The organism is Clostridium beijerinckii, from assembly GCF_018223745.1.
GTDB lineage: Bacteria > Bacillota > Clostridia > Clostridiales > Clostridiaceae > Clostridium > Clostridium beijerinckii.
Genome location: NZ_CP073653.1, coordinates 707,401 through 721,535 on the forward strand (window position 1 = coordinate 707,401; position 14,135 = coordinate 721,535).

A 14,135-nucleotide genomic window follows, 5' to 3' on the forward strand; every position below is an offset into this window, starting at 1 on the left:
AAGGAGGAAGTTATGGAGATTAACAAAGACGTAAATATTACTCAAACAAATTCTATAAATCAAGTGCGTTATGGTTGCGCTATAGGAGCTATTTACAGTGTATCATCAATTCCTGGAGCAATGCCTATTGTAAATTGTGGTCCTGGTTGTGCAGATAAGCAGTATACTGGTCTCGCATTTTATAATGGTTTTCAAGGTGGTGGATATAGTGGTGGAGCAGTATCGCCGAGTTCTAATGCAGGTGAAAATGAGGTTGTATTTGGTGGAGAAAATCGTCTTAGAGAATTGATTAAATCATCCTTAAAGATAATGGATGCAGAATTATTTGTAGTTCTTACTGGATGTATAGGTGAAATTGTTGGAGATGATGTAGGAGCAGTTGTTGGAGAATTTCAGAAAAAAGGAGCCCCTGTTGTATATGCGGAAACTGGTGGATTTAAAGGAAATAATTTTATAGGCCACGAATTAGTTACAAAGGCTATTATAGATCAATATGTTGGAGAATATGATGGAGAAAAAGAAAAAGGGTTAATTAATGTATGGTCACTTTTGCCATATCAAAATACATTTTGGCGTGGAGATCTTACAGAAATAAAACGTGTACTTGAAGGAGCAGGGCTTAAAGTAAACATTCTATTTGGACCAGAATCAAAAGGAGTAAGCGAATGGAGAGATATACCTAAAGCACAGTTTAATTTAGTGATTTCGCCTTGGCTTGGCTTAGACACTGCTAAGCATCTAGAAAATAAATATAAACAACCATTTCTACACATCCCTACTGTTCCTATTGGAGCAAAGGAAACAAGTGCATTTTTGCGTAAGGTAGTTGATTTCTCCGGAATAGATAAACAAAAAAGTGAAAATTTTATAAAAGATGAAGAAAAAAATTACTACTATTATTTAGAACACTTTTCAGATTTCTATGCTGAATATTGGTGGGGCTTACCGGCTAAATATGCAGTAGTGGGAGATAGCGCTTATAATTTAGCTCTAAATAAATTTTTAGTAAACCAGCTGGGATTAATTCCGGCTAAACAAATTATTACTGAAAATCCTCCAGAGCAGTATAGAAGAGCAATTGCGAGTGAGTATAGTAAATTAGCAGAAGATGTATCTGCAGATGTTGATTTTGCAGAGGATGGATATGTAATAGGACAATTGCTAAGACAGACAGACTTCGGGCATAAGCCGCCTATTATATTTGGTACTACATGGGAAAGAGATACAGCTAAAGAATTAAAGGGAGCAATTATTGAAGTAGGTTTTCCAGCCTCTTATGAAGTAGTACTATCAAGAACTTATATTGGATATAAAGGAGCGCTTAATTTATTAGAGAAGATTTATACTACTGCAATTAGCGCTAGTGCATAAAATTTATTGTAAAAATCTTTAAACATAAAATAAGTAAAAAAATTTAAGAAAATAATACGAATTATTAAGCACATCTAAAATTTAAATAGTTTAATTATGAAGTCATTTATAGATATCCTTTTGATAAAAGAGGATATCTATTTTTGTTAAGTAATGCCTAAATATGTATATTTTAATTGGATTTTTTATTACTAGACTTATTTTAGCATTTGGAGTAACAGAATTTTAAATTAAATTTATTATTGCAACATAATATAAACAATTCAAATGTTGCCATTTTTTAATTAACTAAACTATAGTATATAAATAAATTAGAATATATATGTCAATACTAATATTAAAATAAGATAAAATCTATATTGTACAAGGTTATTGTGGTAGTATATAGGTATATAGGAATAAAATATAGTAATAGTATAATGGAGGAAGAAATTATGGGAATAAAACAAACATTAGCAAGTTTTATGAAAGAACCTGCATATAGGCCAATGGACATTGAAGAGTTAATTGCTGTATTTGATATAAAGAAAAATGAATATAATGCGTTTAAAAAGACTTTAAGAACTATGGAAAATGAAGGACTTATTATAAGAACTAAAAAAGACAAGTATATGATAGCTAATGCGAATCATGAAGAAGAAGGTCTTATTATAGGATCGCTTCAATCACATTCAAAAGGTTTTGGATTTTTAATTCCAGAAGAAGAGGGACAAAAAGACGTATTTATACCAAGCAATTGTATAAATGGAGCTATGAATGGTGATAAAATATCTGTTAGAGTAACAAGAGAAGATACAAAGACCAAGAAAAGAGAAGGAGAAGTAGTAGAAATTATTGAAAGAAACACTACTAGAATAGTAGGTGTATATGAAGATTCTAAAAATTTTGGTTTTGTAGTTTCTGAGGATCCAAGGATATCTAAAGATGTATTCATCTCAAAGAAGGATAGGAATGGTGCCAATGATGGAGATGTTGTTACAGTTAAGATAACAAAATGGCCTGAGGAAAATAGAAAAGCTGAAGGAGTTGTAACAGAGGTTTTAGGAAGAAAAGGTGACAGAGGAATAGACATTCTAATGATAATTAAAAAACTTGGACTTCCAGAAGAATTTAGTGAAAAAGTTCAAAAGTATGCTGAAGGTATTTCTGATGAAATTGATGAAGAAGAATATAAAGGCAGAAGAGATTTAAGAGATTTGAGAATGGTAACAATAGATGGTGAAGATGCTAAGGATTTAGATGATGCTGTATCTATCGAAAAATTAAGTAATGGCAACTTTAAACTAGGAGTTCATATTGCCGATGTAACACACTATGTAAAAGAAAATAGTCCATTAGATAAGGAAGCATTAAAAAGAGCAACATCAGTTTATTTAATAGATAGAGTTGTTCCGATGTTACCTAGAAAATTATCTAATGGAATATGTTCATTAAACCCTAGAGTAGATAGATTAACATTAACTTGCTTCATGGAGATAGATCATAAAGGAAAAGTTGTAGACCATGAAATTGTAGAATCTGTAATAAAAACTGATGAGAGAATGACATATAAAGATGTCACAAAGATATTAAGAGATAATGATGAGGAACTTATAAAAAGATATGACTATCTTATTGATGACTTTAAAATGATGGAAGAGCTATGCGGTATATTAAGAAATAAGAGAACCAAAAGAGGTGCCATTGATTTTGAAATAGCAGAAGCTAAGATAACACTTAACGAGTTAGGAAAACCAATTGAGATTAAACCGTATGATCGTGAAATATCAAATAGGATGATAGAAGAATTTATGTTGGCAGCAAATGAGACAGTTGCAGAGCATATGTTTGGTACTCATCTACCTTTTGTATACAGAATACATGAGAGTCCAGATGAAGAAAAATTAGCTAAATTTAAAGAATTTGTTTATAATTTGGGATATGCTATTCAATGGACAGAAGAAATAAGACCAAAAAGTTTTCAAGAGATTCTAGAAAAGGTTAAGGGAAAAAACGAAGAAACAGTTGTAAGTACACTTTTATTAAGATCTATGATGCAGGCAAGATATGCACCAGAATGTAGCGGACATTTTGGGCTTGCAGCTGAGTACTACTGCCACTTCACTTCACCAATAAGAAGATATCCTGATTTACAAATTCATAGAATCATAAAAGAATATTTGCATGGAGAAGTAGATGGAACTAGAATAAATAAATTAAAAAATATAGTAGGTTATGCAGCTAAACAATCTTCTGAAATGGAAAGAAAGGCTCAAGATGCAGAAAGAGAAGTTGATGATCTTAAAAAAGCTGAGTATATGCAAGAGAGAATTGGTCAAGAATTCGAAGGAATTATATCTTCAGTTACATCTTTTGGAATATTCGTTGAGTTACCAAACACCATTGAAGGTTTAGTTCATATAACAGATCTAGATGATGATTATTATATATTCAATGAAGCAAATTTAAGCTTGATTGGTGAAAGAACTAAAAAGTTATATAAACTTGGAGATAAAGTAAAAGTAGAATGCGTTAATGTAGATATAACAAATAGAGAGATATTTTTTAAGATTACACAAGAGCCAAAGAGAGAAGAAAAAGATAAAGATTTTGAATCAGAAGGAAAAATTAGTGAAGTAGAAAAAAAGTTAGTTGAAGTATAAGATATGATTTTAATGTTCTGAAAGAGCAAAAATTTGTGCATATAAACTTATTTTGAGCGTTCATATCAGCAATGTTCAAAATAAGTTGATTTACAGAAATGGGTATAATATAATTTTAGTAGAAATATAACCATAGCGGGTGATTATGATGGCAAGAAAAAGAAATGAGAATTCATTAGCAGAAAATAGAAAAGCAAGGCATGACTATTTTGTAGAAGAGGCAATGGAAGCAGGATTGGTTTTAGTTGGGACAGAGGTTAAATCAATAAGAAATGGAAGAGTGAATCTTAAAGACTGTTATGCAGATATATATAATGGTGAAATATTTGTAAAGAATATGCACATATCTCCTTATGAACAAGGAAATATATTTAATGTAGATCCATTAAGAGAGAGAAAATTACTTCTTCATAGAGATGAAATAAGAAGACTTGATGGTTTAGTGTCTAGAGATGGATATACCTTAATACCTCTATCATTGTATTTGAAGGACGGAAAAGTTAAAGTTGCGCTTGGAGTTTGTAAAGGTAAGAAAAATTATGATAAGAGAGACTCGATGTTAGAAAAAGCTCATAAGAGGGACATGGATAGAGCAATTAAGGAAAAGAATAAATATTAATTAAGCATGCTACCGAAAGTATAAAAATATTTTTGGTAGTTTTTTATTTGGTTAAAATACAAGATAATATGGGGTTTTTAGATAAAATTATTATAGAAATAATCTGAATAATAAATGGGTGACATTTACAATAAATATACTATTGAAAAAATATGTGTCATATAATTTTTTGTAAGTAATAATATGTAAATGAGATTAGTATTAAGGGGGAAATAATTGTGAAAAAACTTCTAAAGTTCAGAAAAGTTATATCAATTTTTACTAGCTTATTCTTCATAATTACTTTATTTAGCTCGTTTTCTATAAGAGTTTATGCAACTGAGAATGAAAAAATGTTTGACGTTATCGAAATCACTGATTTTCATGGAACACTTAATGATTCATCAGGAAATCAAGTTGCAGGGGTTTTAGCAGATAGAATAGAAAAAGTGAAAGAGTCTAATAAAGATAGGACATTGATTTTAGGTGGAGGTGATTTGTATCAAGGATCTGCAACATCTAATATCATGAAAGGGGTTCCTGTTCAGGAGACTATGTCTAAGATTGGAATGGAGATAACAACTCTTGGAAATCATGAGTTTGATTGGGGATTGGATACAACTACAAATACAACAATGAAGGGTGCAGCGTATTCAATAGTTTGCAGCAATCTTTACGATAAGAAGACTGGCAAGCGTGTATTTGATCCATATAAAATTATAACTAAAGATGGCATAAAAATCGCCGTTATAGGAGGAATAACAAGAGAAACAGAGACGAGTGTATCACCTAAATTTGTGAGTGACTATAAATTTACAGACCTTGCAAGTGAAATAAATCCTATTGCACTACAAATAAAGAAAGATAAATTGGCGGATGTAGTAATTGTATTGGTGCATGAAGGTGATAAGGGTGATAATGCAACAGGGCCAGTATTTGATTTAGCTAATAACCTTCAGAATGTAGATGCTGTATTTGGTGGACATAGCCATACTAAAACTGCTGCAATTGCTAAGAATACCAATATTCCAGTATATATTGGGGGATCAAACGGTAAAGGATATATAGATGCTAAATTCAAGTTGACTAGTGATAATAAAATCGTATTTGATCAGCCAAATCTTGAAACAAGTTATGTGGCGCTAGATAATGACAAAGGATATAAAACTGGAACACCACAAACAGACAGTGATGTTGATAAAATTGTAGATAATGCCAATAAACAGATAGAGCCAATGACGAGTGAAGTTATTGGGTATAATACAGAAAAGGATTTAACAAGAAAATTAGATGCTTCTCCATATGGATCATCAGTTTTAGGAAATTGGGCATCTGACGTTACAAGAAATTCTATTAAAGCTGATGTTGGATTTCAAAATAATGGAGGTCTTAGAATAGATATTCCACAAGGAAATATTACAGTCGGAACTATGTGGCAGTTTATGCCTTTTGATAACACAATTTATAAATTAAGCATGACAAAATCTCAATTAAAAGAAGTTCTAGAGCAGGCTGTTGCGGATAACAGTAAGGGGTTACAGGTATCGGGAATTAAATTCGGCTATGATTCAAATCTTCCATCAGGTCAAAGAGTTAAATCTATCACAAAAGAAGATGGAACCCCTATTAGTGATAACGAAAGTTTATCTGTTGCAGTTCCAGATTTTGTGGCTCAAGGAGGAGATTCGTTTACTGCATTTACAAAGTACGGTGGATTAGATGTTAAAAATGATACTCATGTTTTAGTAAGAGATGCATTTATAGATTGGTGTAAAGAAAATAAAGATAAAAATGATAAAAATACAATACCTAATACTGATATACCAAGAATGGTTAATATGTCTAGTTCAATAACTTTATTAGCAACAACGGATGTTCATGGTACAGTTTTAAATTATGATTATGGAACAGGAAAAGCACCATCTAAAGCACAGGGATTAGCTAAAGTTTCATCATATGTTAAAAGTGTAAGAGAAAATAATAATAATGTGATGCTAATTGATAATGGAGACACAATTCAAGGAACACCACTATCATATTACTATGATATTTTAGACACTACTTTAGAGCACCCTATGGCAAAGGTTATGGGAGCTATGAAGTATGATTCGTGGACACTAGGAAATCATGAATTCAATTATGGATTAGATGTATTAAATAGAGTGATTAAAGACTATAAGTCAGAAGGAATAGAAGTACTTGGAGCCAATATATATAAGAACGATTCAACAAATTTTGTAGATCCATATATAATGAAAAGTTTTTATGTTAATGGTAAAGAAGTAAAAGTAGCGGTTATAGGTTTAGAAAATAAATGCATACCAAGTTGGGAAGATAAAAAACATTACGATGGATTGGTATTTAATGACCTTGTAGATGAATCTAAAAAGTGGGTTAAAGAAGTAAAAGCCAAGGGCGCAGATGTTGTTATAATTTCAGCACATAGTGGTCAAGAGACTGATGCAGATGTTATACCAGAAAATGAAATTAACGCAATAGCAACACAAGTTGATGGTATAGATGCAATTATAGCAGGTCATACACATTTGAAAGTAAATGATCTAACTAAGAAGAATCCAGAAGGTAAAGTTGTTCCAATAGTTGAGTCAACTAAGGGAGCTACAGGTTTGGCACAAGTTGATATGAACTTTGATGGAAATGCAAAGCTTATAGGAATTTCAACAAAAAACATTGTTATTGATAATGGCATAGTAGATGATCAGGAGATTGTCGATTTAATTAAACCTTATGAAGATACAACATTAAAATATGTAGATACAAAAATAGGAACTTCAACTGGAGAATTTACAGGAAGTGGGCAGTTAACAGAGCCTACTGCAATTATGGAGCTGATTAATAAAGTACAAAAAGAAAGTGCTGGGACTCAATTATCAATTGCAGCACCATTAAGTTCTGGAGCATATATACCTCAAGGTGATGTTACAATAAAAGATATGATGGCAGTATATGTATTTGAAAACTTTTTGTATGGAGTAAAAATGACAGGAAAGCAATTGAAAGACTGGATGGAATATTCAGTTAGATATTATGCTCAAACAACAGGGGATAATGCAGCAGTAATAAAAGATCCAATATTAAATATTCCAGATTATAACTTGGATCAATTATATGGTGCAACATATGATATTGATTTAACACAACCTGCATGTACTATCGACAAGGAAACAGGAAGAGTAATATCAGGAAATAGAATAAAGAATTTAAAGGTTAATGGTGTTGAAGTAAAAGATTCAGATGAATTTACAGTTGCTATAAACAACTATAGATTTAATGGCGGTGGTGGTTTTATGAAAGCCGCTGGATTAAGCAATACTGATCCAAGTATTATTGTCTATGATTCAGGAAAAGCACTTGGTGATGATGGCCAAGTGAGAAGTTTAATGACTAGCTACATTAAAAAACATGGAGAGATATCTCCAGATTGCTCAAATAATTGGGAGATACTGAATTTAGATAAGCAGAAAAAAGCAGCCTAAGATATTAAGCAATTATTTTGAGGCATAAAATATATAAGTAATTCTAGTAAAAATGAAGCCATGCACATAGATAGATTTATCTACATGTGTATGGTTTCAAATTTTATTGTAGAATATCTATTATTTTTTATGTTAATATCTTTATTAGCTTAGATATTGATTTTGAATATTTGATAGAAATATATAGCATATACAGTAGATTTAGCAATATAAATATAAAATAATTTAATATTTATACTATAAACTTAAATTTATTAATTAATTTCGTAAAAAAATCTTGCAATATATGAAGAAAGTATATATAATAAAACCAATCCGATTACAATACTTGGATTTGAAAGAGCAAAAGGTTATTCTATAGATTTTGACAAATTAAAAAAAGTTGTATATAATTAGGTCAAAGCTAAATTAAATAATCTGAATATCTTATCGAGAGCGGTGGAGGGACTGGCCCTTTGAAACCCGGCAACCGAAATATTATTTTTTACTAAATGATATTTATATGGTGCTAATTCCAGCAGCTTTTAGCTGATAGATGAGAGGATAAATTTGTATGGTGTTTTATGCGCTAGAGATTTATTCTCTAGCGCTTTTGTTTTGAGGTGAACGTTAATAATTAAGTTAATTATTACATCACCTTAGTTATCCGGAAACTAACAAAACAAAGTCAAAGGAGGAAATGTGTTTGATAGAAATCAAAAATGTGGTAAAGAATTTTGGGGAAACACAAGTTATAAAAGATGTATCAATAAGCATTAAAGAGGGCGAAATTTATGGAATAATAGGACACAGCGGAGCAGGAAAGTCAACACTATTAAGATGCATTAATGGACTTGAATCTTATGATGGAGGTTCAATAAATGTAATGGGGAAAGAGGTTTCATCATTAGAAGGAAAAAGTCTTAGGGAATTTAGAAAAGATTTGGGGATGATTTTTCAAAATTTCAATCTTATGCAAAGAAAAAATGTTTTTGATAATGTTGCTCTTCCTCTTGAAGTGTGGGGGTACAACAAAAGTGAAATTAAGGACAAAGTATTAAGATTATTAGATTTAGTTGGATTAACAGACAAAAAGCTAAGCAAACCGTCAGAGCTTAGTGGTGGACAAAAACAAAGAGTAGCAATAGCAAGGGCATTAGCGTTAGACCCTAAAATACTACTTTGTGATGAAGCAACTTCTGCATTAGATCCTAAAATTACAAAAGACATTTTAGCATTACTTTCTAAAATAAACAAAGAATTAGGGATTACAATAGTAATGGTAACTCATCAAATGGAAGTAATAAAAGAAGTTTGTGAAAAAGTTGCATTGCTAGATGGTGGAAAAATAAAAGCAGAAGGAAGATCAGAAGATTTATTCTTACAACCAGGAAAATCATTAAAGAAATTCTTAGGAGAAGAAGATGAAGGAATATTACCAGAAGAAGGTGTTAATATCAAGATATTCTTCCCAAGTGATTCTTCTGAAAATGCACTAATTACAAAGATGGCAAGGGAATTAGAGATAGATTTTTCTATAGTTTGGGGAAAACTTGAAAAATTTAGGAGCGAAGTATTAGGTGGGCTTGTAATAAACATCAACGAAGAGGATAAGGACAAGGTTATAAAGTACCTTGAAAATAAGGATATCTTATTGGAGGTGATCGAATAATGAATCAGGTAATAGTAAAAGCTTTAATAGAAACTCTAGAGATGGTTTTTGCATCGACTATAGGTTCACTTATTTTAGGATTCATACCTGCAATAATATTAACAGTTACTGCAAAAGACGGATTAAAACCAAATAAAATAGTTTATACAGTTTTAGATTTAATAATTAATATATTAAGAAGTTTTCCAGTTATCATATTAATGGTAGCAATAATACCATTAACTAGATTTATTGCTGGTAAATCTATAGGTACAGAAGCAGCTATTGTTCCACTTACAATTGCAGCAGCACCATTTGTAGCAAGAATTATAGAATCATCACTTAGAGAAGTCGATAAAGGAATAATAGAGGCGGCAAGATCTTTTGGAGCATCAAACACTCAAATTATCTTTAAGGTAATGCTTAAAGAAGCAATTCCTTCAATAGCATCAGGAATTACTCTTACAATAATAAGCATTGTTGGATATTCTGCAATGGCAGGAACTATTGGGGGTGGAGGACTTGGTCAAGTAGCTATAAGCTATGGATATCAAAGATTCCAAACTGATTATATGGTAGTAACATGTATTGTGTTAATCATAGTAGTACAAGGACTACAGCTTATAGGCAATTATTTTTACAATAAATTATCAAAATAGGGGGAATAAATATGAAAAAGAAATCAATTTTATCAGTAGTTTTAGCAGGAGTAGTGACACTAGGATTAGTAGGTTGCGGGGGCACAGCTACTTCAGGAAGTAAAGATTCTAAAAATGACAAGGTAATAAAGATTGGGGTAACACCAAAGCCACATGAAGAGATAGTAAATATAGCTAAACCATTACTTGAAAAAGAAGGATATACAGTAGAAATAACAGAATTTAATGATTACAATCAACCTAACACTGCTGTAGAAGAAGGTTCATTAGATGCAAACTTCTTCCAACATACTCCATACTTAAATGAACAAAATTCATCTAAGGGATATCACCTAGTTTCAGTTGGTGCAATACATTTAGAACCAATGGGATTATATTCTAAGAAGGTAAAAAGTTTAGATGAACTTAAAGATGGAGCTACAATTGCCGTTCCTAATGATCCATCAAATGAAGCTAGAGCATTAAAATTATTAGCAGGAAAAGGCTTAATAAAAATTAAAGATGGAGAACTAGTTACATCAAAGGATATTACTGAAAACCCTAAAAACTTAAAGTTTAATGAATTAGAAGCAGCAGCAGTTCCAAGAGCAATAGATGACGTTGATGCTGCAGTAATCAATGGAAACTATGCTATAGAAGCTAAATTTAATCCAGCAAAAGATGCAATTATTATTGAAGATAAGGCTTCAGAAGCTGCTAAACCTTATGCAAACATAGTTGTTGTAAAACAAGGTAATGAAAATCAAGAAAAAATCAAAGCTTTAGTAAAAGCTATGACATCACCAGAAGTTAAAGAATTTATAGAAAAAGAATACAATGGTTCAGTAATTCCAGTATTTTAATAGTTCATTTTGAACATGTAGATTGAAAAAAGAAATTGAATAATAACTAGTATTTGCAGCATGAATATGCTGTATTAAAAGAAGAGAGGCTATGCCAGATGTCATTTAGGCAACAAAATGACATTAAGGCATGCCTTCTTTTTTTATCAGAAAGTTAAATGGGGACTTTTGCTATTAAGAAAAATTGTAGATTCTATATATAACATATCTTTAATAATTTTCTGGAATAATGTATACTTTTAAGTATATTTAGGAAAGTAATTAGATTTAATTTATATATAAAGTAAGAATTTACTCTAAAGGGGAATAAAAAATGAACATATCAGAAGTAAAAGTTAAATTAACTGGTAATGATATATTAAGTATAATCAATGAATTTGTTAAGGTTGATGGGTTGGATTTAAGAACAGTAACTATTAATGATGGAATAATATTAGAAGGAACTTTGAAAAAGGGAATAAATATAGACTTCAATATAAAGGTCCAATTAGTTGGGTGTGTTCATAACAAAATTACTGTAAAGATAGTTAAAGTTAAAGCATTAAATGTTGGTTTCTTCAGAATATTAAGAAGTTTTGTGTTAAAGCAATTAGCAAAAGCTTTTAAAAAGTATGGAATAAATAGTGATAGAGATAAAGTAATAATTGATATAAATACAATACTTCAAGATGTACCGTACGTAAATCTAAATATTAGTGAGGTCTTCATGAAAAAATCAGAGGTATGGGCTGAAATTTCTAATGTTGAGGTTTCAATACTAGGAGAATTAATAAAGGAAAGTGATGTTGAAGAAACAAGTGAAGAAGAAGAGATTGATGTAGCATCATTGGATCTTACAGATAAAACTAAAGATTGCTATTCTGTCGGAAGAAATAAAATTACAAATAAATTATCTGAAAATGTGAGAAATTATAAAGAGTATATATTTGTATTGCCAGATATAGCTTCTTTAATATATAGATTACTTAAGGATAAAAGAGTATCTATAAAGACTAAGCTTATAATGTCGGCAGGAATAGCATATGTAACTGTACCAGTTAACATAATACCTAATAGTATACCATTTATAGGTGTGATTGATGATATTGGAGTTATATTTTTTGTTTTAAATAAGATTATTAAAGATATACCATTATCGATAATAGTAGAGAATTGGGAAGGTAAAAATGATATACTTTTAGTATTAAAAAAAGGAATAGAATATCTAACTAACTTTACAAATGCTGCAAATATTGAAAAATTATATGGTGCTGTAGAAGAATTATCATCACTATAGAAAATATTATTTATAAATTTAATAACATATAGATTATAAGTTTATAAATATTCCATGAAAAGTATAATAATAAGTTAGACTGTCGGAGAAAGGAATAATATATGGCGAAAAAAGTTTATGCAATACAATATGGTTTTGATATTAAAAATAACAAAAAGGTTGAAAATGTAATAGTCAATACTTGGAATGAATGCTTAGCATATGTAAAAGGGGTAAAGGGAGCAAAGTATAAGAGTTTCGAAGACATAGAAGAGGCAAAATCATATCTAAACGAAGGAAATAGAATGCTAAAAAAGAGTGATGAAAGTTATCCAAAAGACTGTCTTCATGCATATGTTGATGGAAGTTATAATTCTTCTGACGGAAGATATTCTTATGGGGTAGTTTGTGTTAATGATGATGTTGTAGAATATATAGAAAGCGGAGCTGAAAAAGATAGCTCTTCTAAAAATATAAGACAAATAGCAGGCGAACTTAAGGGAGCTGTTAGAGCTGTTGAATATGCTTTAGAACATGGACAAAAAAAAGTAGTTCTATTTCATGATTACGAGGGGATAGCTCATCATGCAACTGGAGCATGGGAACGAAAAGAAGAATCATCTATGCAATATTATAAAAAGATGCAAGAGTTAATAAATTCTGGAATGGAAATTATATTTGTAAAAGTTGATAGTCATACTGGAGATTTATTTAACGAGCTTGTTGATGAGAAATGTAAAGAGTGCTTAGGGATAACTTCTGATAGAACCGTTGAAAAATGGTTAAGTAAAAATGTTATAAGAGTTTCTGGTACTAAGGTTAAAGAAGAAATCTTAAGCATAGCTCCAAGTCATTCAAATAATATAATTTTAATTGGCGAAGATGAAGATCTACAAATGGAAAATATATTGAATGTAGATAAGAAAGATGATAATGAAATTAGATTTGAACAAATTATTAGTTTATATAGAAATAACGCTATCGAAGGCAAAAAGATAATTTCTAAGCTATTAAGCAAAGAAAAAGAAAAATTAATTTTTTATCTTCTTAAAGAGTACGTTGATAATAATTAAACCAGTATATATGTTGGAATAATAGATTTGCATTTAAAATGCAAATAAGAAAAGTGCTTAATTAGGACTGGAATATAGAAAGCTGATTGTAATATGCATAGTTACTTTTTAGAATATTTTTAAAACTGTATATAATCATGGAATAAATTAACTTGGATAACTTTTTGATTAATACACAATATATTTATAGAAAATAAATTGATGTTAAAGAGGTGTTTATTATGGAAAGATTTTCTAAGGGAATGATGACTGGATTTTTAATTGGAGTTGCTGTCGAAATGTCTCTAATGCCACGTATGGATAGAAGGAGTCAAAAAACAATGAGAAGAGCAGGCAGAAGAATGAGGAATATGGCTGAATCAGTAGGTCATGAAGTTTATGATTGGATGAGATAGAATTACAAAAAGAAAGTATAATATGTAAAAATTAGGTATAACAAAAATAGAATGGCATGAATTTCTTTCATGCCTTTTTATTTTTATTTATTGTATTTATACTTTTGTACATAAATATGGATAATAAAATTAAATTATATAAAATTTGGGGCACATTTATATTTTTATGCAGT

Annotated in this window: 10 protein-coding genes and 1 riboswitch; all 10 genes read left to right on the top strand. The window is 30.3% G+C overall.

What is annotated here, in order from left to right:
* Window positions 1-12 precede the first annotated feature (12 nt).
* The gene (locus tag KEC93_RS03400) at window positions 13-1,371 is read left to right on the top strand and encodes a nitrogenase component 1 (RefSeq protein ID WP_039773292.1); all 1,359 of its coding nucleotides are present in this window, start codon (window positions 13-15) and stop codon (window positions 1,369-1,371) included.
* A gap of 434 nt (window positions 1,372-1,805) precedes the next feature.
* Entirely contained in the window at window positions 1,806-4,013 is a 2,208-nt protein-coding gene (gene rnr / locus KEC93_RS03405) for a ribonuclease R (RefSeq protein WP_077869351.1), read from the top strand.
* Window positions 4,014-4,161: 148 nt separating this feature from the next.
* The gene (gene smpB, locus KEC93_RS03410) at window positions 4,162-4,632 is read left to right on the top strand and encodes an SsrA-binding protein SmpB (protein WP_011967982.1); all 471 of its coding nucleotides are present in this window, start codon (window positions 4,162-4,164) and stop codon (window positions 4,630-4,632) included.
* A gap of 218 nt (window positions 4,633-4,850) precedes the next feature.
* A complete protein-coding gene (locus KEC93_RS03415) occupies window positions 4,851-8,108 on the top strand; it encodes a bifunctional metallophosphatase/5'-nucleotidase (RefSeq protein ID WP_077869350.1) in 3,258 nt (1,085 codons plus the stop codon).
* Window positions 8,109-8,531: 423 nt separating this feature from the next.
* A riboswitch (SAM riboswitch) is annotated at window positions 8,532-8,650 on the top strand.
* Between the two features lie 143 nt (window positions 8,651-8,793).
* Window positions 8,794-9,759, top strand: a complete 966-nt coding sequence (locus tag KEC93_RS03420) for a methionine ABC transporter ATP-binding protein (protein ID WP_011967984.1) — start codon at window positions 8,794-8,796, stop codon at window positions 9,757-9,759.
* Window positions 9,759-10,397 carry a methionine ABC transporter permease gene (locus KEC93_RS03425; RefSeq protein WP_017212473.1) on the top strand — a complete coding sequence of 213 codons (639 nt, stop codon included), beginning with the start codon at window positions 9,759-9,761 and terminating at the stop codon, window positions 10,395-10,397. Before KEC93_RS03420 ends, KEC93_RS03425 begins: the two co-directional genes overlap by 1 nt.
* A gap of 11 nt (window positions 10,398-10,408) precedes the next feature.
* Window positions 10,409-11,239 (top strand): MetQ/NlpA family ABC transporter substrate-binding protein, encoded by an 831-nt coding sequence (locus KEC93_RS03430; RefSeq protein WP_011967986.1) that lies wholly within the window; start codon window positions 10,409-10,411, stop codon window positions 11,237-11,239.
* 313 nt (window positions 11,240-11,552) lie between these two features.
* Window positions 11,553-12,515 carry a YkvA family protein gene (locus KEC93_RS03435; protein WP_077869349.1) on the top strand — a complete coding sequence of 321 codons (963 nt, stop codon included), beginning with the start codon at window positions 11,553-11,555 and terminating at the stop codon, window positions 12,513-12,515.
* 101 nt (window positions 12,516-12,616) lie between these two features.
* Window positions 12,617-13,567, top strand: coding sequence for a ribonuclease H1 domain-containing protein (locus KEC93_RS03440; protein ID WP_077828956.1), 951 nt, complete (start codon window positions 12,617-12,619; stop codon window positions 13,565-13,567).
* Between the two features lie 221 nt (window positions 13,568-13,788).
* Window positions 13,789-13,962, top strand: a complete 174-nt coding sequence (locus KEC93_RS03445; protein ID WP_011967989.1) for a hypothetical protein — start codon at window positions 13,789-13,791, stop codon at window positions 13,960-13,962.
* Window positions 13,963-14,135 lie beyond the last annotated feature (173 nt).

Coding starts and splice junctions, on each gene's coding strand:
- KEC93_RS03400 (WP_039773292.1), top strand. CDS start 13: ATGGAGATTAACAAAGACGTAAATATTACTCAAACAAATTCTATAAAT.
- rnr (WP_077869351.1), top strand. CDS start 1,806: ATGGGAATAAAACAAACATTAGCAAGTTTTATGAAAGAACCTGCATAT.
- smpB (WP_011967982.1), top strand. CDS start 4,162: ATGGCAAGAAAAAGAAATGAGAATTCATTAGCAGAAAATAGAAAAGCA.
- KEC93_RS03425 (WP_017212473.1), top strand. CDS start 9,759: ATGAATCAGGTAATAGTAAAAGCTTTAATAGAAACTCTAGAGATGGTT.
- KEC93_RS03430 (WP_011967986.1), top strand. CDS start 10,409: ATGAAAAAGAAATCAATTTTATCAGTAGTTTTAGCAGGAGTAGTGACA.
- KEC93_RS03435 (WP_077869349.1), top strand. CDS start 11,553: ATGAACATATCAGAAGTAAAAGTTAAATTAACTGGTAATGATATATTA.
- KEC93_RS03440 (WP_077828956.1), top strand. CDS start 12,617: ATGGCGAAAAAAGTTTATGCAATACAATATGGTTTTGATATTAAAAAT.
- KEC93_RS03445 (WP_011967989.1), top strand. CDS start 13,789: ATGGAAAGATTTTCTAAGGGAATGATGACTGGATTTTTAATTGGAGTT.